Annotated in this window: 16 protein-coding genes; 4 read left to right on the forward strand and 12 right to left on the reverse strand. The window is 66.5% G+C overall.

Annotated elements, in window-relative coordinates; all coding sequences use genetic code 11:
- Nucleotides 1-13: 13 nt before the first annotated feature.
- Nucleotides 14-1,753, reverse strand: coding sequence for a glycerol-3-phosphate dehydrogenase/oxidase (locus FBY33_RS18830; RefSeq protein WP_142031891.1), 1,740 nt, complete (start codon nt 1,751-1,753; stop codon nt 14-16).
- A gap of 97 nt (nt 1,754-1,850) precedes the next feature.
- On the reverse strand, nt 1,851-2,987 hold the full coding sequence (locus FBY33_RS18835) for a GuaB3 family IMP dehydrogenase-related protein (RefSeq protein WP_142031892.1): 1,137 nt from the start codon (nt 2,985-2,987) through the stop codon (nt 1,851-1,853).
- 224 nt (nt 2,988-3,211) lie between these two features.
- On the opposite strand from FBY33_RS18835, the gene FBY33_RS18840 reads away from it, so the two are divergent.
- Complete coding sequence (locus FBY33_RS18840; RefSeq protein ID WP_142031894.1) at nt 3,212-3,859, forward strand: hypothetical protein; 648 nt, start codon at nt 3,212-3,214, stop codon at nt 3,857-3,859.
- On the forward strand, nt 3,856-4,461 hold the full coding sequence (locus FBY33_RS18845; RefSeq protein ID WP_142033041.1) for a hypothetical protein: 606 nt from the start codon (nt 3,856-3,858) through the stop codon (nt 4,459-4,461). Before FBY33_RS18840 ends, FBY33_RS18845 begins: the two co-directional genes overlap by 4 nt.
- Here the strand turns inward: FBY33_RS18845 and FBY33_RS18850 are convergent.
- The 4 genes from FBY33_RS18850 to FBY33_RS18865 all read right to left on the reverse strand — a co-directional run bounded on the left by FBY33_RS18850 (nt 4,458) and on the right by FBY33_RS18865 (nt 11,856).
- Nucleotides 4,458-6,317, reverse strand: coding sequence for an ABC transporter ATP-binding protein (locus FBY33_RS18850; protein ID WP_142031896.1), 1,860 nt, complete (start codon nt 6,315-6,317; stop codon nt 4,458-4,460). The two genes, FBY33_RS18845 and FBY33_RS18850, sit on opposite strands and share 4 nt — an antisense overlap.
- Nucleotides 6,318-6,390: 73 nt before the next feature.
- Nucleotides 6,391-7,929: an HNH endonuclease signature motif containing protein gene (locus tag FBY33_RS18855; RefSeq protein ID WP_142031897.1), complete on the reverse strand. Its 1,539-nt coding sequence runs from the start codon at nt 7,927-7,929 to the stop codon at nt 6,391-6,393.
- 120 nt (nt 7,930-8,049) lie between these two features.
- Nucleotides 8,050-9,561, reverse strand: coding sequence for an IMP dehydrogenase (guaB, locus tag FBY33_RS18860; RefSeq protein ID WP_142031899.1), 1,512 nt, complete (start codon nt 9,559-9,561; stop codon nt 8,050-8,052).
- A gap of 222 nt (nt 9,562-9,783) precedes the next feature.
- Entirely contained in the window at nt 9,784-11,856 is a 2,073-nt protein-coding gene (locus tag FBY33_RS18865; protein ID WP_442858354.1) for an acyltransferase family protein, read from the reverse strand.
- 123 nt (nt 11,857-11,979) lie between these two features.
- On the opposite strand from FBY33_RS18865, the gene FBY33_RS18870 reads away from it, so the two are divergent.
- Nucleotides 11,980-12,948 (forward strand): DUF389 domain-containing protein, encoded by a 969-nt coding sequence (locus FBY33_RS18870; protein WP_142031901.1) that lies wholly within the window; start codon nt 11,980-11,982, stop codon nt 12,946-12,948.
- Here FBY33_RS18870 and FBY33_RS18875 read toward each other — a convergent pair.
- The 4 genes from FBY33_RS18875 to FBY33_RS18890 all read right to left on the reverse strand — a co-directional run bounded on the left by FBY33_RS18875 (nt 12,917) and on the right by FBY33_RS18890 (nt 17,848).
- Nucleotides 12,917-14,023 carry a flavin-containing monooxygenase gene (locus FBY33_RS18875; protein ID WP_142031903.1) on the reverse strand — a complete coding sequence of 369 codons (1,107 nt, stop codon included), beginning with the start codon at nt 14,021-14,023 and terminating at the stop codon, nt 12,917-12,919. The two genes, FBY33_RS18870 and FBY33_RS18875, sit on opposite strands and share 32 nt — an antisense overlap.
- Before the next feature lie 18 nt (nt 14,024-14,041).
- Nucleotides 14,042-14,365, reverse strand: coding sequence for a hypothetical protein (locus FBY33_RS18880; protein WP_142031905.1), 324 nt, complete (start codon nt 14,363-14,365; stop codon nt 14,042-14,044).
- Nucleotides 14,366-14,486: 121 nt separating this feature from the next.
- Complete coding sequence (locus FBY33_RS18885) at nt 14,487-16,130, reverse strand: helix-turn-helix transcriptional regulator (RefSeq protein WP_142031907.1); 1,644 nt, start codon at nt 16,128-16,130, stop codon at nt 14,487-14,489.
- 194 nt (nt 16,131-16,324) lie between these two features.
- Nucleotides 16,325-17,848 carry an ATP-dependent DNA ligase gene (locus tag FBY33_RS18890; RefSeq protein WP_142031909.1) on the reverse strand — a complete coding sequence of 508 codons (1,524 nt, stop codon included), beginning with the start codon at nt 17,846-17,848 and terminating at the stop codon, nt 16,325-16,327.
- Between the two features lie 56 nt (nt 17,849-17,904).
- Between FBY33_RS18890 and FBY33_RS18895 the strand changes: the two genes are divergently transcribed.
- Complete coding sequence (locus FBY33_RS18895; protein ID WP_142031911.1) at nt 17,905-18,507, forward strand: dihydrofolate reductase family protein; 603 nt, start codon at nt 17,905-17,907, stop codon at nt 18,505-18,507.
- Between the two features lie 94 nt (nt 18,508-18,601).
- Here FBY33_RS18895 and groL read toward each other — a convergent pair whose 3' ends face one another.
- Nucleotides 18,602-20,212 carry a chaperonin GroEL gene (groL, locus tag FBY33_RS18900; protein WP_142031913.1) on the reverse strand — a complete coding sequence of 537 codons (1,611 nt, stop codon included), beginning with the start codon at nt 20,210-20,212 and terminating at the stop codon, nt 18,602-18,604.
- A gap of 78 nt (nt 20,213-20,290) precedes the next feature.
- A complete protein-coding gene (gene groES, locus FBY33_RS18905; RefSeq protein WP_043454746.1) occupies nt 20,291-20,584 on the reverse strand; it encodes a co-chaperone GroES in 294 nt (97 codons plus the stop codon).
- Nucleotides 20,585-20,773 lie beyond the last annotated feature (189 nt).

Raw genomic sequence — 20,773 nt, forward strand, 5'->3', positions numbered from 1 at the left:
GCGAACGGGCCCCTCAGCGCAAGGGCACGATATCTTCCGCGCCCAGGCGGGCGGCGTCTGCGGATTCGTCGTCCGGCTGTTGCTGGCTGAGCCGTTCGGCTTCCACGCGGGCAATGTAGTGGCGGATCTCGTTTTCACGCTGCGCGTCACTCCAGCCAAGGACGTCACCCATCAGTTTAGCGACAACGGGGGCAGCGGACACGCCGCGGTCCCAGGCCTCGATGGAAATGCGCGTCCGCCGGGTCAGGACGTCCTGGACGTGGCGGGCACCTTCATGGCTTGCGGCGTAGACGGCCTCAGCCTGCAGGTAGTCGTCGGCTCCCGGGAGCGGCTCGGCCAGTTCCGGGTCCTGCCCGATGATGGCCAGCACCTCGGGCGTCATCGATCCGTACCTGTTGAGCAGATGCTCGATTCTTGCCACGTGGACTCCGGATTCCTCAGCAGTGCGGTTCCGGCGGTTCCACGCGGCCCGGAAGCCGCTGGCGCCCAGCAGCGGGATGGTTTCCGTGCAGCTCGGCGGGACCCGTTCGTCCATGGTCCGCGTTGCCTCGTCCACGGCGTCCTTGGCCATGACCCGGTAGGTGGTCCACTTGCCGCCGGCCACCACCACCAGGCCGGGGACCGGGTGCGCCACCACGTGCTCGCGGGACAGCTTGGCCGTGGAGTCGTTTTCACCTGCAAGCAGAGGCCGGAGCCCCGCATACACGCCTTCCACATCCTCCCTGGTCAGCGGGCGTTTCAGCACCTGGTTGACGTGCTCCAGGACGTAGTCGATGTCCTTGCTCGATGCAGCCGGGTGCGCCTTGTCCAGGTGCCAGTCGGTGTCGGTGGTGCCAATGATCCAGTGCCGTCCCCACGGGATGACGAAAAGCACCGACTTCTCCGTGCGCAGGATCAGGCCCACAGTGGACTGGAAGCGGTCGCGCGGAACCACCAGGTGGATGCCTTTGGACGCCCGGACCTTCAACTGGCCCCGGTCGGTCACCATGGCCTGGGTTTCATCGGTCCAGACCCCGGTGGCGTTGATGACCTGCTTGGCGCGGATGCCGAACTGCGTCCCGTCCTCACGGTTTTCCACCTTGGCTCCCACCACCCGCTCACCCTCCCGCAGGAAGTCCACCACGGCCATCTGGTTCACGGCGTGGGCCCCATAGTAGGCGGCGGTCCGGACCAGGTTTGCGACGTATTTCGCATCATCCACCTGGCCGTCGTAGTACCGGATGGAGCCGACGAAAGCGTCATTTTTCAGGCTGGGGGCGGCGCGCAGGGTGCCGCGCTTGCTCAGGTGTTTGTGGAACGGGACACCGCGGCTGTGTCCGCTGGAGATGGACATGGCGTCATACAGGGCGATGCCCGCCCCGACGTAGGGCCGCTCTATGAACGGCTTGGTCAGTGGATACAGGAAGGGCACCGGCCGGGCCAGGTGCGGGGCGAGTTCGGAGAGCAGCAGCCCGCGTTCCTGCAGGGCCTCCTTGACCAGGGCGAAGTCGAGCATCTCCAGGTAGCGCAGGCCGCCGTGGATGAGTTTCGAAGACCGCGACGACGTGCCGGCGGCCCAGTCGCTTGCCTCGACGATGCCGACGCTCAAGCCCCGGGTCACCGCGTCCAGTGCGGCTCCCGCGCCCACGATGCCGCCGCCGACAATCAGGATGTCCAGTTCCTGGCCGGGTTCGGTGGTGGCGCGCAACCGCTGGATGGATGCTTCCCTGGCTTCGGGGCCAAGGACCCCGCCGTTTGCAGGAACACTCTTCATCGAACGCCTCCAGTGCCGCTAGTGCCGGTAGTAAACCCACACTACTTGCTGGCGGCGTGCTTTGGGCAGGGCGGGAGGTGCCGCCCTGCCCTGCGTGTCAGTTGCCTGCGTAAGGCGACACGACGACGTCGACCCGCTGGAATTCCTTCAGGTCCGAATAGCCGGTGGTCGCCATGGAGCGCCGCAGCGCGCCAATAAGGTTGGACGTGCCGTTGGTGTGGTGGCCGGGTCCGAAGAGGACCTCCTCCAGCGGGCCCACGGTGCCGACGTTGGCGCGGTCGCCGCGCGGCAGTTCCAGGTGGTGCGCTTCCTGGCCCCAGTGCCAGCCCTTGCCCGGCGCCTCTTCGGCGCGGGCCAGTGCGCTGCCCAGCATGACGGCGTCGGCGCCCATGGCAATTGCCTTGACGATGTCACCCGAGGTGCCCATGCCGCCGTCGGCAATGACGTGCACGTAGCGGCCGCCGGACTCGTCCATGTAATCGCGGCGGGCGGCAGCGACGTCGGAAATAGCGGACGCCATGGGCGAGTGGATGCCCAGGGCGCGGCGGGTGGTGGTGGTTGCGCCGCCGCCGAAGCCCACCAGCACGCCTGCCGCGCCGGTGCGCATGAGGTGCAGAGCCGGGGTATAACCCGCCGCGCCGCCGACGATGACGGGGACGTCGAGTTCGTAGATGAACTGCTTGAGGTTCAGCGGTTCGTGGTCCTTGGAGACGTGCTCGGCGGACACGGTGGTGCCGCGGATGACGAAGATGTCGACGCCGGCAGCCACCACGGTCTTGTAGTGCTCCTGGGTGCGCTGCGGGGTCAGCGAACCGGCGACGGTGACACCGGCCTCCCGGATCTCGGCCAGGCGGGACGTGATGAGTTCGGGCTGGATGGGGGCCTTGTACAGCTCCTGCATCCGGCCGGTGACGGCGGGACTGTTGGTCTCGTCCTGGAGCGCCGCGATCTCGTCGAGGATGGCCTGCGGGTCCTCGTAGCGGGTCCAGAGGCCTTCGAGGTCGAGGACACCCAGGCCGCCGAGCTTGCCCAGGGTGATGGCGGTCGCCGGGGACATGGCGGAGTCCATCGGGGCCGCGATCACCGGCATGTCGAACTGGTACGCGTCGATCTGCCAGGAGACGGAGACGTCCTTGGGGTCGCGGGTGCGACGGTTGGGGACGATTGCAATGTCATCCAGGGAGTAGGCACGACGCCCACGCTTGCCACGGCCGATCTCGATCTCATAAGTCACTGCTCTAGGTTATCCCAGCATCAGCAAGCCACATGGGCAGCCGTGCCCATGACAGCGACCCGAAGAGGCCAGTAATCTGGGGACACGGAACTTCGGTGACCGCTCCCCTGCCCATTCCAAGGAGAACTGACCATGGCCCCTGGCCTTTCTGGTGCCGTCATTGAACAGTTGCGGTCACGGTCCACGTCCGTGACGCTCCCCGGTCCAGGCCTGCTGGAAACGGCATGACACAGCACGTTCCTTTCCCCGCCGGCGTGCCCGTGCATCCTCTCGACCATTGGCTCTCCCCCGAACTGGCCCGGGTCAGCCCACCGGACGCCCCGTCCCGGCTGCGCCAACTGGCCGATGCCCAGGGCACCTTGGCGGCCGGTTGGAGCGGCGCGATCGCCGGCGGACCGGTCCTGGCCCTGGCAGGCGCCTTCTTCTCCGTCATGTCGGGGAACCCGCCCGCAGCGCTCGTCCTGGTCCCGCTGGGGGCCGTCCTGATGCTGTTGGGCATCTTCGGGTGGAAACGGGTCCGATCCGCCCTGCCCCGGACCGACAAGGTCCTGATCACCCGTGGCCCCGGATCCGCCCGCGGCGGCATCGCCATGGTGTCGTTTCTGGCGGCCATTATCGGCGCCTTCATTTTTCCGACCCTGCCCTCTGCCGCGGCGAAGGGCGGCACCACGGCCGTAACGCTGGTGGGCATCTACGTACTCACGCTGGCCCTCCTGGTCGCGTGCATCATAGTCCCGTCCACGGTCATGGGCCGGGCCCGGCAGTCGTTCCGCCTGCGGGTGAAAACCAACCCGAGGCTTCGGAGGGCAGTCGAGGAGGACCTGGCCGTCTGGCGCGATCCGTACGGCAACGCCGCCTACGGTCCACTCTGATGGCGCACTGGATCTTCGACGGGCACATCGCCGGCATTGGCACGGCCTCCGGACTGCGCGCGGTGGTTGGCATGTGGCAGGAGTCCCCTTTCGGAGCCTTCGCGGACGTCATGGTGCAGCAGCCTTCCGGACACCGGCTGCTGCTGGCGCCGTCCCCCGAGGTGGCGGAATTCATCGCTGCGACCTACAGCTTCGATGAGGTGCAGGTTGTGGACGTCGGTGCCAGGCTGGTTGATGGCACGCTGGCGGTCGACGCCGGCCCGCTGGTGATCCGGGCAGTCACCGGAGCGAGGACGTACCTTGGTTCGGCGCTGCGGGCGGTGCCCCGGCGACTTGCAGTCCATCCGCGGTGGCTGTCAGCGGTCAGTCCGCTGGCTGCCCTCGCAGCTCCCGGCGCCCGCACCTACGGCACGGCGGGCAGCGGCAGGGCCGAGTATTACGGGGTGACGGACCTGCACCACGTGACCTCCGCAGCCGTCACGTGGGAAGGCGCCGATGCAGGAGCGCTTGGTCTTATCCGTCCCGCCGTCACCTTCGGCTTCAGCAGCGTCCCACCGCGGCCCAGTGTGGCGCGGGTACGCACCACTGTGATGGAGGCTTAAAGTCCGGTCGGCTCTTCCACCGTGAGCTGGGACTCGAACATCCTGAAGTACCTGCCTCGCAGCGCCACCAGCTCTTTGTGCGTACCCTGCTCCACGATCTGCCCATCCTCGAGCATGTACACGGTATCGGCCTTCTCGATGGTGGCCAGCCGGTGGCTGATGGCGATGATGGTGCTGCTGCGGTCTGCGAAGAGCCGGGTGAAGATCCGGTGCTCGGCGAGTGCATCGATGGCCGACGTGGGTTCGTCCATCACCATGAAGGACGCGTCGCGGTAAAAATTCCGTGCCATTGCCAGGCGCTGCCACTGGCCGCCGGAAAGGCCGCTGCCCTTGCGGCCGCGGGGGTCCTCCATCCAGTTGCTGACGTGGTTGTCCAGGCCGTTCGGCAGTTTGTTGATGAAGTCCAGGGCCTCGGCGTCGGCGGCGGCGCGGCGGATCCGGCCATCGTCGCGCGGGCTGTCCACATCGCCGAAGTAGATGTTTTCCGCTGCCGTGGCGAACTCGTACTTGAGGAACTCCTGGCTCAGCACAGCAAGGTGCCGGTGCCATGAGGTGACGTCGACGGCGGCCAGGTCAACGCCGTCGAGCAGCACCTGGCCGGAGTCTGGACGGTAAAGGCCGGCGAGGATGCGGATCAGCGTGGACTTGCCGGCGCCGTTCTCCCCCACGATGGCGATGTGCTGGCCTTGGCGGATGGTCATGCTGATTCCCCGGATCACCTCGATGTCGCTTCCCGTGTACGTGAAGCGGATGTCCTTCAGCTCGACTTCCTTCGGCGCTTCCAGCAGTGGCGGGGCGTGTTCGGAGTGCACGGGCATCGCCATGAACAGCTCGTAGTCCTTCAGGTTGGCCAGGTCCTCGTCGATGGAGCTCAGGGAGGACACCAGGTTGTTGGCCGTGGACAGGGCGCGGCTGACGATCTGCTGCACGTACAGGAACTGGCCGACGGGCTGGGCGCGCGCGATGATCTGCCCCACCACCCAGATCAGGGAGACCACCTCCGCACCGTACTGGAGCGCGTCCGCGGCCAGTTGCCTGGGGATGTAGCGCCGCTGGTAGTCGAGCCGGCGCCGCTCGTCCGCATCCCGGAGCCGGGCGCGGAGGTCCATGAGGAAGGCGACAATGCCGTAGAGCCGCATCTCGGCAATGTGCTGCGGGCGTAGCAGGTTCTGTTCGATCATCCGGCGCTGCCGCCGGGAGTCCACCTGCGTGTTCCAGTGCGCAATCTGCTCCCTGGACAGCTTGAACTGAAGGTACACGCTGGGCACGATGGCCACGAGGACGATGACGGCGATCCACCAGCTGACCAGCAACAGGGCCCCGATGGCCAGGATGACCGAGACCAGCTGGGTGAAGATTGCGGCGATCCGGTCCAGAACGCGGGCGTATGAATCGGAAAACCGCTTGGCACGGTCGTAGAGGTCAACGGTTTCCTTGTCGTCGTAGCGCCAGAATTCCAGGGCAAGGAAGCGTTCGTACATTTGGTCGCCCACGATGGCGCCCACCTTGAAGCTCATCAGCTGCTGGATATACCGGTCCACGCTGTTGAAGGCACCCCAGAAAAGGCCCAGCGCGGCGGTGATGATGACGTAGACAACTGCGAGCTGCCCTGCGCCGGCGTCACCGGCGTACGCCGCTGCCAGGGCCGTGGTGGTGAGCGACGCGAAGAATGTGGTGACCAACGGCAGCACGGCCGAGATCAGCGAGCCGAGCACCTTCATGACCACAGCGCCGGGTGAGGCGCGGAAACTAACCCGCAGCACTTGGGCTACGGCGCGGGCATAGGGGCGAAGGGCCAGCCGCTTTTGCGGGTCGCGTTTGGGGGTGAGTTCCGCCGGATGGCGCGGTTGGGACATGGAATCAGCCTAGTGCTGGCCCAGGGCTAAAAGGGCAGCGCCGAACGATCCTCCGACGGACGGGAGGCACGGGTTAGACGGACAGCACGAACGGTTTGGTGAAGAACTCCGCCCACACGGGGTCCTCGGGTGAGAGGTCGTTCAGGTCAATGAGTTGGTCGTCGTCCGGTTCCCACGGTGGGAGGTCTTCGGGGCGGGCGTCGACGCAATGGGTTACAGCGGGCATCGGGAAAAGTCCCAGCGGCCAGTGGGGTGGTTCGGGGTCGGGGTGTTCGGGTTTGTAGTGGCGGCCGGTGGGTGAGGTCCAGCCCGGAGAGCAGTTTTCCGTCGCGGGCTCCGGGATCCATGGCCGGGCGTGCTTGAGCCGGTGGTGCCTTGGGCAGAGCTGCGCCAGGTTCCGGACATCTGTTCTACCGCCGTGGTCCCAGGCGGTGAGGTGGTCGGTCTCATTGTCCGGGGTGCGGTTGCTGCAACCGGGGAACGTGCATTTTCCGTCCCGCATGCGGATCCATTGTTTGAGGGTTTCGGTGAGCCGGTAGCGGGTGCGGCCGATCTCCAACGGGACCCCGTCGCGGGGGTCGACCAGGACCCGATAAAACGACTCCGCGCCGTCCGCGATGAGCCGGCGGGCCATGGATGCCGGAATGGGCCCATAACCGTCCAGTTCTGCGGGTTCGTCGGTGAGGCCGAGCAGGGAGCACACAGGGACCATGACCAGCACGTCCGCACGCGGCGTGGGGACATTGCCTATCTCCATGGGGCCTGCCTCGGTGGCGCTGCCTGCGCCGAGGAGCAGGGATGCTGCGATGTCGGGGCGGAGTTGGGTGATGGTGCGGGACTCATCGGGGCCTTGGAGGCCGCGGGCGGTGGCGGTGGTGCGGTTCCAGATGGCGCAGGCGGTGTCGCCGGGAAGGCAGAGCGAGATCCAGGCCATGCCGTCGCGGTCCGGGGTGTATTCCATCCGCCGGTCCGCGACGCCTTTGGCGTGGCGCTTCTCCAGGGTTTCGGGGTGGTGGCGTTCCCGCCAGTTACGGACCTTGGCGCGGAACCGGGAGGGAACGAGTTCCCCGGGTGCGGCGCCGCGGGCCGGGTTGGGGGCATCAGGGTCGAAGAAGTGGGCTATTAACGCGGCGGCGCCGTCGGGGGTGAGGCCTTCGGTTTCGTCGGCAATGATTTTGGCGTGCTGCCAGGAGAGGTCTCCGGCGGACAAGGCGCCCAGGAGTGGCGGGAGGCCGCACACCCGCCGGGACTGCTCCACGAACGCCCCGGCAGCGCCGAAACTGATCGTCAGGACCCCGGCGATTTCCTCCACCGCTGACATCTCCACGTACGTGCGTTCGTGCACCGGGGCGTCCGGGGCAAGCAGTGCCTGCTGGAACCCAACGCACTCCGCCGCGTCCTGGGCTTCCACGGCGGCCAGCTGCGCCCTCAAACGGGACGAGACTTCCAGCCGTTCCAGCCGGATCTCGTATCGCTGCCGCAAAACGTCCACGTCAGTACCAACACCTGCCCCGGCGGCCAGGTAAGAGTCCTCACGGTCCAGCGCATCGAGGGCGGCAACGGAGGCATGAACACCCTCCATCACTGCTGCCGTGCCTGCGCCGATTTCCATAAGAACATCATCCAACGAGGCACTGACATTCGATGCCGAGGATGCACTCCAAGGGAAGACGGCGGAGGGAAAACAAAGGAGGCAAGGTCGAAACCTTGCCTCCTTTGGGTACTTCTGCGTCTAGCGGGAACCGTAGTTCGGCGCCTCCACGGTCATCTGGATGTCGTGCGGGTGCGATTCCTTCAGCCCGGCAGAAGTAATCCGGACAAACTTGCCGCGGGCCTTCAGTTCGGGGATTGTCGGCGCGCCGGTGTAGAACATGGTCTGGCGCAGGCCGCCCACCAGCTGGTAGGCCACGGAGGAAAGGGGGCCGCGGTAAGCCACGCGGCCTTCGATGCCTTCGGGGATCAGCTTGTCGTCGCCGGACACGTCGGCCTGGAAGTAGCGGTCCTTCGAGTAGGACGTGTTCTTGCCGCGCGACTGCATGGCGCCCAGGGAGCCCATGCCGCGGTAGGACTTGAACTGCTTGCCGTTGACGAAGATCAGCTCGCCCGGGGACTCGTCGCAGCCGGCCAGGAGCGAGCCCAGCATGACGGTGTCGGCTCCGGCCACCAGCGCCTTGCCGATGTCGCCCGAGTACTGCAGGCCGCCGTCGGCGATCAGCGGCACGCCGGCCGGGATGGCAGCCTTGGCGGATTCGTAGATGGCGGTGATCTGCGGGACGCCCACGCCGGCCACTACGCGGGTGGTGCAGATGGATCCGGGACCCACGCCCACCTTGATGCCGTCGGCACCGGCGTCGATCAGTGCCTGGGCGCCTTCGCGGGTGGCGGCCTGGCCGCCGATAATGTCCACGTGCGCGGCGACGGGGTCCGACTTCAGCCGGCGGATCATGTCCAGCACTCCCTGGGAGTGGCCGTTGGCGGTGTCCACGAACAGTGCGTCGACGCCGGCGTCCACCAGTGCCATGGCCCGCTCCCAACCGTCACCGAAGAATCCGATGGCGGCACCCACGCGGAGGCGGCCTTCGTCGTCCTTGGTGGCCAGCGGGTACTGCTCGGCCTTGGTGAAGTCCTTGGTGGTGATCAGGCCCTTGAGCCGGCCCTGGTCGTCCACCAGCGGGAGCTTCTCGATCTTGTTGGTTGCCAGCTTGTGCGAGGCTTCCTCACGGCTGATCCCCACGTGCCCCGTAACCAGGGGCATCTTGGTCATGACGTCGCTGACAAGCCGCAGCGGGAAGTCCGATTCGGGGACGAAGCGGGTGTCGCGGTTGGTGACGATGCCCAGGAGGCGGTTGTCCTCGTCCACCACGGGCAGGCCGGAAACGCGGTAGTGGGCGCAGAGATCATCAAGTTCACGCAGCGTGGCTTCGGGGCGAATGGTCAGCGGGTTGGTGATCATCCCGGATTCGCTCCGCTTGACGCGGTCAACCTGGTCGGCCTGGTCGGCGATGGACAGGTTGCGGTGCACCACGCCCAGGCCGCCCTGCCGTGCCATGGCGATGGCCATGCGGGATTCGGTGACGGTATCCATGGCGGCGGAAAGCAGCGGGGTCTGCACGGTGATCCGCTTGGAGATCCGCGAGGAGGTGTCCGCCTCCGACGGGATGACGTCGGTGTGGCCCGGCAGGAGCAGGACATCGTCGTAAGTCAGGCCGATAAAGCCAAAGGGGTCGTGTTGGGGCTCGGTCATGAGTGCGCCTCTTACCTTGGTTGCTGGGTCACGGGTAGGGGTTGCAGCCGATGACCAGCCCGTTATTACGGAACTGGCCTGTGCAGACGATCCTGCGGAAGCACCGTGCAGGACGGGGTTCCGGGGGCAGAAAGTGTTGAGTAAATATTAGAACCTCGGCGCCGATCCCCCTATTCCACGCCGCCAATGTGAGCAACGGCACGGCCACACCGGCAGGAGCTCTCAGTTCCAGCCGGTCGCAGCCAGCAGCCGTTGCTCGAACATGGGGATCATGGTCTCCACATAAGTCCTGGTGAGGTGGTTGTCGTCCTTGTAGACGTACACGTTTCCCACCACGGCAGGGCAGACGCCCCGGGCACAGATGAAGTCGCTCATGTCCATCAGGTGCAGCCCCGGCAGCTTGCCCCGGTAATTCTCCAACGGCGACGGCTCCACCAGCGATTCGGCCAGCGGCGGGTTGCAGGCAGGCGCGTCGGCACCGTTCCGCTGGGCGCACTGGGGCATGTTGAAGGTGAACCGCGGATTGTCGCGGATGCCCACGATCTCGATTCCCGCGTCAGCGAACGGCTTCACGCCGTCCAGGTATCCGGGCACTTCGGTTTCGAACGGGGTATCCTCATGGGTCAGCGACGCCACGGTGAACACCGCATCCGGGCGGTGTTCCAGCACGTAGGCGGAGCTGGACTTGTTGTAGGCGTTGCATTCGGCATTCCTGGTCTCCGATTCGGCGCCGAACCGGCACGCGGGCATCAGCAGGGTCACCAGTTCCCAGCCACGCGCGGCCGCCACTGGAGCCAGCGCGGCCAGGTACTGCTGGGCATGGGAGTCCCCCAGCACCACGATGCGCCTGGTGGCCGGTTCCTCCGGAAGCTCCTGCCGGCACCCCTCCAGGATGGGGTCGCTGGTGGCATTGGCACCGGTGCAGGGCGAGTCGATGCCGGCCCAGTCATTGTTCAGGGCGGTGGGCCCGGGGATGGTTCGAGCCCTGGGCGCGGGCGTGCTTTCGTTCTCCGGGGTGAGCGCACGGGCCCCGGGCGTGAGCTCACGGGGCTGGGCCGCCGTCGCGCTTTCCTCCGCGGTGAGCGACGTCTGCCAGACGGCTACGGGTCCGGCCAGCAGTGCGCCGCAGGCAACAATGACGACGGCGGTCCGCCAGGCGCGGAGCTTGGGCCAGTGCCAGTCGCGCAGCGGCTTTTCAACAAAGCGGGTCGTGAGGACAGCGAGCACGATGGAGGCGCCGACGATGCCCAATCCCTGCTTGAGGTTGGGCGCCTCCACGCCGGTGGCCGCGAGCGCCAGCACCAGAACGGGCCAGTGCCAGAGGTACAGGGCGTAGGAGTTGTCACCCAGGGCGACGGCGGGACGGCTGCTGAGGAGCCGGTCCACACCGAAGCGGCAGCCCGTTTGCCCGGCAATGATGATGGCGGCCGCAGCCAGCGTGGGCCACAGCGCCACGTACCCGGGGAAGGACCTGTCGACGGTCAGTACCAGCCCGCAGGACACCATGGCTGCCAGTCCGGCCCAGCCCAGCGCCACCCTCACTATGCGCCCGGGCTTCAGGTAGGGCAGCACCAACGCCAGCAAGGATCCCAGCGCAAACTCCCAGAGCCGGGCGCGGGTATCGAAGTATGCGTACGCCTGGTTGCTGGCGGTCTGGTCAATGGAGTAGGCCAGCGAGACCACCAGCACAGCGCCAAAGACCACGGCCAACAACCCTCGATAGGTGAGCCCCTGCAGGCGGGGAACCCGGCGCAGCAGGGTCAGCACGGCAGCGGTGGCGGCAAAGATCAGCGGCCACAGGATGAACACCTGGCCCTGGATGGACAGGGACCAGAAGTGCTGCAGCGGGCTGGCTCCCGCATGGTCCTGCGCGTAGTAGTCCACGGCAGTGTCTGCCAGGAGCCAGTTCTGCCGGTACAGCAGCGATGCCCAGGCCTGGTCCAGCACCTGCGGCCAGCGGCCCTGCGGCAGGATCAGCCAGGTGCCCGCCAGGACTCCGAGGATCACCACGACGGCGGCGGGCAGCAGGCGCTTGAAAAGGTGCAGCCAGTGCGCCAGCAGGCGGAATGGGTGGCCCGATTCTGCCTTGCGGACGAAGGACAGGGTGAGCAGGAAAGCCGAAATCAGCAGGAAGATATCCACGCCGCCGGAGACGCGCCCCAGCCAGACATGGTAGGCCACCACCATCAGGACAGCCAGGGCCCGGAGCCCCTGGACTTCGGGGCGGAAGGTTGGTTTTCGTTTCCTGATCGCGGCACCGGACTTTGGTGCAGGTGCCTTCGGGGTTTCCGTTATCGACACTAGAACCTCTCAGAATTCCCGCCAGCCAAAACATCAAGCCTAGCCAAGGCGGTCTGCAACGGCCAATCACAGCCCGGGTTCGGACTATGCTGGCCCCAACCATCGAAGGGAGCCGGCGTGGTTGTCCAGCTGCGGATTTGCGTGCCCTCGGACCTGTCCGCCGTGACCCTGAAGACGTGCCGTGAGCAGCGGGGCGCGGCAGAAGTTGCCCTGGTTCCGGGCGCGTCCGTGGTGCCTCAGGGCGACGTCATCGAGGTCCTGATCGCCCGGGAGTCGGTGGAGGAACTGCTTGAGAAGCTGGAGATCCTGAAGGTCCAGGACGTGGGCTCCATAGCCATGAGCGCACCGGAATTCGTCCTTTCCAGGAATGCCGACCGCGCGGAACAGGCTGCGCCCGGGGACGGCGCAGACGCGGTGATCTGGGATGACGTGACCCGGCAAACGGGCGAGGATTCCCGCCTGACGTGGAACTTCGTTGCCTTCCTGGTATTGGCAACCCAGCTCGCCGGGATCGGCATCGTGACGGACTCCCCTATTGCCATTGTGGGGGCCATGGCGGTGGGGCCTGAGTTCGGGCCGCTGGCCGCCCTGGCCGTCTCGCTTGCCACCCGTCAGTGGAAGCTTGGCCGGCGGGCGGCTGTTGCGCTGTGTGTTGGCTTCCCGGTTGCCATGCTACTGGCGGCACTGACGGCATGGCTATCGGTGCCGCTCGGTCTTTTCCCGCGCGATGCGTTGGACAAGGGCTCCGCGGTGGAATTCATCTACCATCCGGGCCCGTATTCAATGATTGTGGCCGTCCTGGCAGGGATCGCCGGGATGCTCTCCATCATCGGCCGGCGCTCCGCGGCCCTGATCGGCGTCTTCATCTCGGTAACCACCGTGCCGGCGGCGGGATACGTTGCGGTGGCCTTGGTCCTTGGTGAATACCAGAAGGCGGCCGGCTCTGCCCTCCAACTGCTGCTCAACCTCGTGGGCATCGTGGTGGCCGCCCTGGCGGTTTTGCTCTTTTACCGGATGGTTTACAGGCGGGTGCCCCACGGTGTGGCGCGGAGCCTCAGGCGGCAGCGGACAAGGAGCCGCGGTTAGCCGGGGCCGGCATCTTCGCGGCCAGGTGACGCGCATCCCGGCACACCCCCGGAAGCGTCGCTGAAGCCACCGCGTACATGAAGTCCTGTCCCAGGAAGAACAGGCCGGGCGAATCCAACGCTACCCCGCGTTGCTGCCGGGGCATTCCCCCGTTATCGAGCAGGTCCGGATCCAGCCAGGCGAAGTCCGCACGGAACCCGGTGCACCAGATCACGTTGGCGATTTGCGGCCGGCTGCCATCCTCAAGGACGGGCACGCCGCCCTCCACCCCCCTGACCCGGGGAACCAACCGCACCCCGGCGGCAGCAAGGTCTTTGGACTTCGTCCGGATCAGGGGTGCACCATGTGCTTTGAGTGCGGGTATGGCCCTGCGCCCGATGGGTGTGCCGACATTCAGCACGTACAGGCCGGCAAACCGGACCAGCGGCAGGACATAGCGTGCCGCCGCACGTCCGTGCTTCACGGGGAGCTCTCCGCCGGGTTTGCCTGCCACGAGGGTGGGATGGGTCCGGCTGACTTCCAGGGCTATTTCAGCACCGGAGTTACCCAGCCCAACCACCAGAACGGGCCCGTCCTGCAGCTGCCCGGGGTTCCGATAGTTGCTCGAATGGAACTGGACAAGAGAGGGGGAAAGCCGGGAAGCGAAGTCCGGAATTTTGGCCACCCGTTCAGCACCCGTGGCCACCACCACATTCCGGGCCTCCCACCGATGGCCGTTTGACGCGGCAACGTACCGGTCCCCTTCCCGCCAGAGCCGCTCGACACGGATGCCTTGCCGGACCGGCAGGTGGAATTCCGCCGCGTACCGTTCGAGGTAGTCCGCCAGTTCGTCCTTGGCAGGGAAGGACAGCGGATCGGCAGGAAAAGCCAGTCCGGGAAGACCGTCGTATTTGGCGGGTGTAAAAACCCGCAGCGAATCCCAGCGCCGCCGCCAGGAGTCCCCGGTCCTGGGGCAGGCGTCCAGAATCAGGAAGGCGCGTTTTTGCCGTTGCAGGTAATACCCCAAGGCAAGACCGGCCTGGCCGCCACCGATGATCATCGTGTCCAGCGTGCCGGAGACGTCGTCGTTGTTCATGACTGTGGTTCCTTTCCCTCAATTGGATTGCGTAGACGGAAGTTCCGCCGTGGCCTTGTTCCGTGCCGCGGCCCCGGCGCTCCCTGTTCCCCTATAGCGCAGCCACCAGGCGAGCATCAGGCCCGAAGCCATGACGTATGCCAGGTGCAGGACCCAAATTGGGCCGGCCGGAAGGCTGAAGACGTAGACCGAATGCATGGCGTTGGCTACGTTGCTCAGCACGAGGCTGGCCAGACTGTAGGACGCAAGGTCCTTGGTGCGGGCAGCCTTCAGAAGCATCGGCCACATACCTGCAGCGAAGAGCACCGCTGAGATGGTGCCGGCCAGCGTCGGAAGGTTCATGCTTTGAGGCTACGGTTGCGGCAGGCCAATCCTCATCGGCCAAAACATGTATCTCCGCCGGAGGATTATGGGTAATGGTGTGCAGGTGGATCAGCTGGGCGCCGGCAGCAGGCGGACCATCTCAACCGACTATTCCGTGCTCATAGGCGTAACTGGTTGCAGCCGTCCTGGAGGGCAGGCCCAGCTTGAGGAAGATGTTGCTCAGATGGCGTGCCACGGTCTTTTCGCTGAGGTACAGCTCCGCGGCAATGGCGCGGTTTCCCATCCCCGAGGCAACCAGCCGCAGCACTTCCACTTCCCGTGGTGTCAACGGCCCGTCAGCACCGCCCGGACTGCCCTGGGCCTCCCGCAGGAGGCTCCCAGTCCACGCTGCGGCTGGAGCCGCACCCAGTTCCAGGAACTCCCGATGCGCCGCCTCGAAATCCATCAACGCTGAAGGCTCATCACCGAGGTTCCGGCACGCACACCCAATGAGAACCCGGCATCGGGCTGCCTCGTACGGCACACCGAGCTCCAGCCACAGTTTCCAAGCCTGCCGCAGGGCTTGCGAGGCACCCACCGGATCGTCCTCGGAGAGGAGGACCCCGCCGTCGGCCTGGCTGGCAAGGGCACGCACCATCGGCATGGGGCATTCGCGCGCAAAAGCTCCCAACTCGTCGGCACCACGCCGCGCCGCTTCAGGGGCGGATGAGGCAAGTTCGATCTCCACCAGGGCCGGCAACAGGTGCCGGCGGGTGGCCACGTCCGCCACACCGATGGCCCTGCGGATCATCGATTGGGCCTGTTGCACTTCATCACGGGCCAGGCACAGGAGGGCCAGCCCGGGTTGGGGCTCATAGCCGCTTCCGGCCGCGTGGCGGTACGAAGCCTCGGCGGCCGCCAGGTTTCCGGTCAGCCGCTGGATTTCGCCCTGCTGGTAGTAAGCGCCGTACAGGGCCTGCGGATCACCGCGGGTTGAGTACCCTTGGGCCACGGCCGCGGCTTGCAGGGCCTCCGGCCACGCACCGTGCAGCCGGAAGAGCTCGGCACGGTGCGCGTGGCACTGGCCACTGAATGGAACCATGTCAGGCCGTTCACTGCACCAGCGGTCAAGGGCAGTTGTCCAGGCCAGCGCCCTTGCCAGGTCGAATGCAAGGTGGCAATTGCCGATGACCGCGCAGTAGATGATTCCCGAGGGGACCGGGGAGACTTCACCTGCCGTGACGGCAACCATGGCCTCATCGAACATGGCGAGTCCCTTGTCCGGGTGGCCCAGCATCAAGGTGGCCTGGCCGGTGCCGAGCAGGCCCAGCGCGGAGAGGTCTTTGTCGTGGAACCGCTGGCCGTACTCGGCAACGCGGGAGAATACCTCCAGGGCACCCGCCGGATCACCGCCGTAAAGTTTGCCCAAACCGTCGGGGAGGAGCAGGAGGCCCTGCACTGCGCCGGGCTCCGCCAGTTCGTCAGCGAGCCGCCGGCCACGGGCGAACCACCCTCCGGCGCGTACCCTTTCCCCCATGAACATCAGGTGCATGCCCATCCAGCCCGCGCACCGTGCGGCACCCTCGACGTCGCCCATCACAAGATACTCCTCGTGGGCGCGGGTTAGCGTTTCCAGGCCAGCGACGATGTCCCCGGTCAGGATTCCGGACGTGCCCAGCCGCTCCAGGTCGGCAGCGGGAAGACCGCCGTGCCTGTCCGCCTCCGCGTAGCTCTTGGAAGCATCGCCCCAGCGGTGCTCGCGGAAGGCGGACCTGCCTTTGTCTATGCCCGTTTCAGCTGACACCTGTCCTCCTCGGACACCAACGGTCCGGCCTGGCTTGTTGCCGGCATGCGGTGGGCGCCAGGGTACTTATGTGCGTCACCGTACGCCCGCCGCACACCCTGCACAAGCGGGTCCCGCGTGCTTCCCGGGCCACCTCCGGACCCAACCTGGGCCCGGACATAGGGCTGGTCCGGAAGGGTGGGCCGCGTTGCCTGCTATGAACGAAGCAGGCCGCGCAGGGTCTGGATGGTGTCCGCTTCCGCCGGAGCCTTGTCGTCGCGGTAGCGCTTGACCCGGGCAAACCTCAGGGCGATGCCGCCCGGGTACCGCGGGGACTGCTGCACGCCGTCGATGGCGATTTCGACGACGGTGACAGGCTGCACCCACACGGTGCCGGAAGTGCGCCGCACCTCAAGCTCCTGGAACCTTTCCGTCTGCCACCGCAGCAATTCGTCAGTGAGGCCCTTGAAGGTCTTGCCCACCATCACGTAGCCGCCAGGTTCACCGAACTCCCCGTCAGGGTCAAGGGCGCCCAGGTGCAGGTTGGACAGCGTCCCGGTGCGGCGTCCGGATCCCCATTCGCAGGCGAGCACCACCAGGTCGTACGTCAGCACGGGCTTGACCTTCACCCAGTTGGACCCGCGCCGGCCGGCCGCATAGGTGGACCCGATCGCCTTCACCACGACGCCTTCATGTCCGGCGGCAAGCGCCTCCTGCGACACCCGCTCCGCGACGGCCGGATCAGCCGTGACCTCTCCCGGTATCCGGTGCTCGGGCGCTATACGCTCGAGCTCACTGATCCGGGCGGACAGCGGCTCGTCGAGCAGGTCCCGCCCATCGAGGTGCAGCACGTCGAAGAACCACGGATGCAGCACCGTTTCGCGCACCGCATCCGCACCAAAGCGCGCCATGGTTTCCTGGAACGGCCGCGGGCCGCCTTCCTCGTCCAGGGCCAGGGTTTCACCGTCAAGGATCACGTCCTGCAGCGGAAGTCCGCGCACTACCTCCACCACCTCGGGGAGCCGGTGCGTGACGTCGGCGAGGTTGCGGGTGAAGATGCTGACATCGTCGCCGGCCCGGTGCACTTGGATGCGGGCGCCGTCGAGCTTGTATTCCACCGACGCCTCCCCGGTCGCTTCCAAGGCTGCACTGGGGCTGGATGCGGTCGCCGCGAGCATGGGCTGCACGGGACGGCCCACCATCAGGCCGACGGCGTCGAGCTCGGCTTCGGTGCCGGTAATGGCCAGCAGGGCGGTTCCACCCAGGTCCCCGGAAAGCATGGCAGCGCGGCGTACGGCGGCAACGGGCTTCGCGGCAGCGCGCGCAACGGCATCCGTCAGCACGCCCTCCAGGGCTCCGGTGCGAAGCTCGCCAAGGAGGACCCCGGCGATGAATGACTGCTCCGGCGCGGTTGCCGCCGCCATCAGCTTCCCCAGTGTGGCTGCGCGCCCGGCGCCCGATCCGGTACCTGCCGTGGCAAGCAGGCGGTCAAGGGCGGCGTCAAGGTCGGCCACGGTGAGGGTTGGCTCGACGGCGGGTTCCTCCTTGGCCGCTGCCACGGCGCTCCAGCCGACGCCCACGCGTCCCTGGCGGGGCTTGGCAACGAGCCAGCCCACCGCCGTCGGGATCTCCGCCGGCTCAAGCCGGCCCAGCAACTGGGCCAGCGCATCCACTTTCGCCAGCCGGGAACGGGTGGAGGTGACGGCCTCCGCGGTTTTGACGAGCTCAAGGAGCAGCATGGCACCATCCTGCCACGGCACTGGACAGGCCTACGGTCCGGTTCCAGAATGGGCGCATGGGACTCATCGTTGCCAACCTGTTCATCACCCTCGACGGCGTCTACCAGGCGCCCGGCGGCCGCGAAGAAGACCCCGAGGGCAGTTTCGCCTTTGGCGGCTGGCAGGCACCGGTGTCCGACGATGAGTCCGGCGCCGCCATTGCTGCTGGCATCGAGCGGATGGATGCCCTGCTCCTCGGCCGGAAGACGTACGACATCTTCGCCGCCTATTGGCCCCACCAGTCAGGGGACATCGCGGAGACCCTCAACCGGGTCCCCAAATTTGTGGTGTCCGGCTCCCTCACTGATCCGGCATGGGCAGGCACCACCGTGCTGCCGGATGCCGTGGCGGCAGGCAGGCTGCGGGACGAGTACCAGCAGGTGCACATGTTCGGCAGCGGGGTCCTCATCCGGTCTTTGCTGGAGGCAGAGGTGCTGGACCGCCTACATCTCTGGCTGTACCCGGTCATCCTGGGGCAAGGCAAGCGGCTTTTCGACGCCGGGACCATACCCGCCACGTTCCGCCTCGCCGAGCCGGCACGCAGCTACCCCAAGGGAGCAGTCTCGCTGGTTTATGAGCGTGCAGGCGGAGTCGAAACGGCGGACATGGACGCCGGCTGATACCGGCCCCCCTTACAGGAACACAAAAAACCGGCCCAGCTGATGCTGGACCGGTTTTCTGCATGGCGCCTGCCGCGCCCCTTTCAAGAAGGGATTAGTGGCTGTGGCCTGCGTGCTCGTCCTCTTCGGCCGGCTTCTCCACGACAAGGGTCTCGGTGGTGAGAACCAGGGCGGCGATGGAGGCCGCGTTGCGGAGGGCAGCACGGGTGACCTTGACGGGGTCGATGACGCCCGCGCCGATCAGGTCCTCGTACTCGCCGGACTTGGCGTTGAAGCCGTTGTTGGTTTCGAGGTCGGCAACCTTGGAGGTGACCACGTAGCCGTCGAAGCCGGCGTTCTGGGCGATCCAGCGCAGCGGCTGCACCAGTGCACGGCGGACAATGCCGACGGCGGCGGCAGCGTCACCTTCGAGGGCCTTCACGGAAGCGTCCTCATCCAGTGCCTTGAGGGCGTGGATCAGGGCCGAGCCACCACCGGCCACGATGCCTTCTTCGAGGGCAGCGCGGGTGGAGGACACGGCGTCCTCGATGCGGTGCTTCTTTTCCTTCAGCTCAACCTCGGTTGCGGCACCCACCTTGATGACGCCGATGCCGCCGGCCAGCTTGGCCAGCCGCTCCTGGAGCTTTTCGCGGTCCCAGTCGGAGTCGGTGCGGGTAACCTCGGCGCGCAGCTGGGCAACGCGTGCGGCCACGTCCTCGGCCGAACCTGCGCCGTCCACGATGGTGGTGTTGTCCTTGGTGACCGTGATGCGGCGGGCGGTACCCAGCACCTCCAGGCCAACGGTGTCCAGGCTCAGGCCCAGTTCCGGGGAGACAACCTGCGCACCGGTGAGGGTGGCAATGTCCTGCAGCATGGCCTTGCGGCGGTCACCGAAGCCGGGAGCCTTGACGGCAACGACGTTAAGGGTGCCGCGGATGCGGTTGACGATCAGCGTCGACAGGGCCTCGCCCTCGACGTCCTCGGCGATGATGAACAGCGGCTTGGAAGCCTGAAGCGCCTTTTCCAGCAGCGGCAGGAATTCCTGGATGGAGGAGATCTTGCCCTGGTTGATCAGGATGAGCGCGTCCTCGAGGACTGCTTCCTGGCGTTCCGCGTCGGTGACGAAGTACGGGGACAGGTAGCCCTTGTCGAACTGCATGCCCTCGGTGAGGACCAGTTCGGTCTGGGTGGTGGAGGACTCTTCGATGGTGATGACGCCATCCTTGCCCACCTTGCCGAAGGCCTCGGCCAGGAGCTCGCCGATTTCGTCGCTCTGGGCGGAGATGGCGGCAACGTTTGCCACCTGGGTGCCTTCGACGGGGCGGGCGTTCTCCAGCAGGCGGGCAGCCACGGCTTCAACCGCAACTTCGATGCCGCGCTTGATCTGGCCGGGGGCAGCACCTGCTGCAACGTTGCGCAGGCCTTCCTTGACCAGGGCCTGGGCCAGGACCGTTGCGGTGGTGGTGCCGTCGCCGGCAACGTCGTTGGTCTTCGTGGCTACTTCCTTGGCCAGCTGGGCGCCAAGGTTCTCGTAGGGGTCGTCCAGTTCCACTTCACGGGCGATGGTGACGCCGTCGTTCGTGATGGTGGGGGCGCCCCACTTCTTGTCCAGGACGACGTTGCGGCCGCGGGGGCCGAGCGTCACCTTGACGGTGTTCGCAAGCTTATCGATGCCGGCCTCAAGGGACCGGCGGGCAGCGTCATTGAACGCAAGCTGCTTTGCCATGGTTTTGTCCTTTCAAAGACAGAACCCCGCACTGCCGGCCAGCATGAGCATGGCCGGCGGCACGGGGATCCGAAAGAGTTACTTTACGACGACAGCCAGGACGTCGCGGGCGGACAGCACGAGGTACTCGGTGCCGCCGGTCTTGACTTCGGTTCCGCCGTACTTGGAGTAGATGACGACGTCGCCAACGGCTACGTCAACGGGAACGCGGTTGCCATCTTCGAAGCGGCCGGGGCCTACTGCAACAACTTCGCCTTCCTGCGGCTTCTCCTGCGCGGAGTCCGGGATGACCAGGCCGGAAGCCGTGGTCTGCTCGGCTTCGAGCGGGCGGACAACGATACGATCCTCAAGAGGCTTAATAGAGACCGACACTCGGACCTCTCCTTTTCGTCAGCAAATTCGTGGACTGGAAAGCTTTCCGCCGTGGCTGGCAAACCGTCGTCGCGGTGCCGGCAGCAGCCTGGCTGGCAGCTCTTCATGTGTTAGCACCCTCCTAGGGAGAGTGCTAATGAAGACTCTATGTAAGGGTTAGCACTCGGTCAAGGTGAGTGCCAACGTTTC

Source organism: Arthrobacter sp. SLBN-112 (genome assembly GCF_006715225.1).
Lineage (GTDB): Bacteria > Actinomycetota > Actinomycetes > Actinomycetales > Micrococcaceae > Arthrobacter.

Excerpts from the sequence above, each read along its gene's own strand:
- FBY33_RS18830 (WP_142031891.1), bottom strand. The coding sequence starts at position 1,753 with ATGAAGAGTGTTCCTGCAAACGGCGGGGTCCTTGGCCCCGAAGCCAGG.
- FBY33_RS18840 (WP_142031894.1), top strand. The coding sequence starts at position 3,212 with ATGACACAGCACGTTCCTTTCCCCGCCGGCGTGCCCGTGCATCCTCTC.
- FBY33_RS18850 (WP_142031896.1), bottom strand. The coding sequence starts at position 6,317 with ATGTCCCAACCGCGCCATCCGGCGGAACTCACCCCCAAACGCGACCCG.
- FBY33_RS18855 (WP_142031897.1), bottom strand. The coding sequence starts at position 7,929 with ATGGAAATCGGCGCAGGCACGGCAGCAGTGATGGAGGGTGTTCATGCC.
- guaB (WP_142031899.1), bottom strand. The coding sequence starts at position 9,561 with ATGACCGAGCCCCAACACGACCCCTTTGGCTTTATCGGCCTGACTTAC.
- FBY33_RS18875 (WP_142031903.1), bottom strand. The coding sequence starts at position 14,023 with ATGAACAACGACGACGTCTCCGGCACGCTGGACACGATGATCATCGGT.
- FBY33_RS18880 (WP_142031905.1), bottom strand. The coding sequence starts at position 14,365 with ATGAACCTTCCGACGCTGGCCGGCACCATCTCAGCGGTGCTCTTCGCT.
- FBY33_RS18890 (WP_142031909.1), bottom strand. The coding sequence starts at position 17,848 with ATGCTGCTCCTTGAGCTCGTCAAAACCGCGGAGGCCGTCACCTCCACC.
- FBY33_RS18895 (WP_142031911.1), top strand. The coding sequence starts at position 17,905 with ATGGGACTCATCGTTGCCAACCTGTTCATCACCCTCGACGGCGTCTAC.
- groL (WP_142031913.1), bottom strand. The coding sequence starts at position 20,212 with ATGGCAAAGCAGCTTGCGTTCAATGACGCTGCCCGCCGGTCCCTTGAG.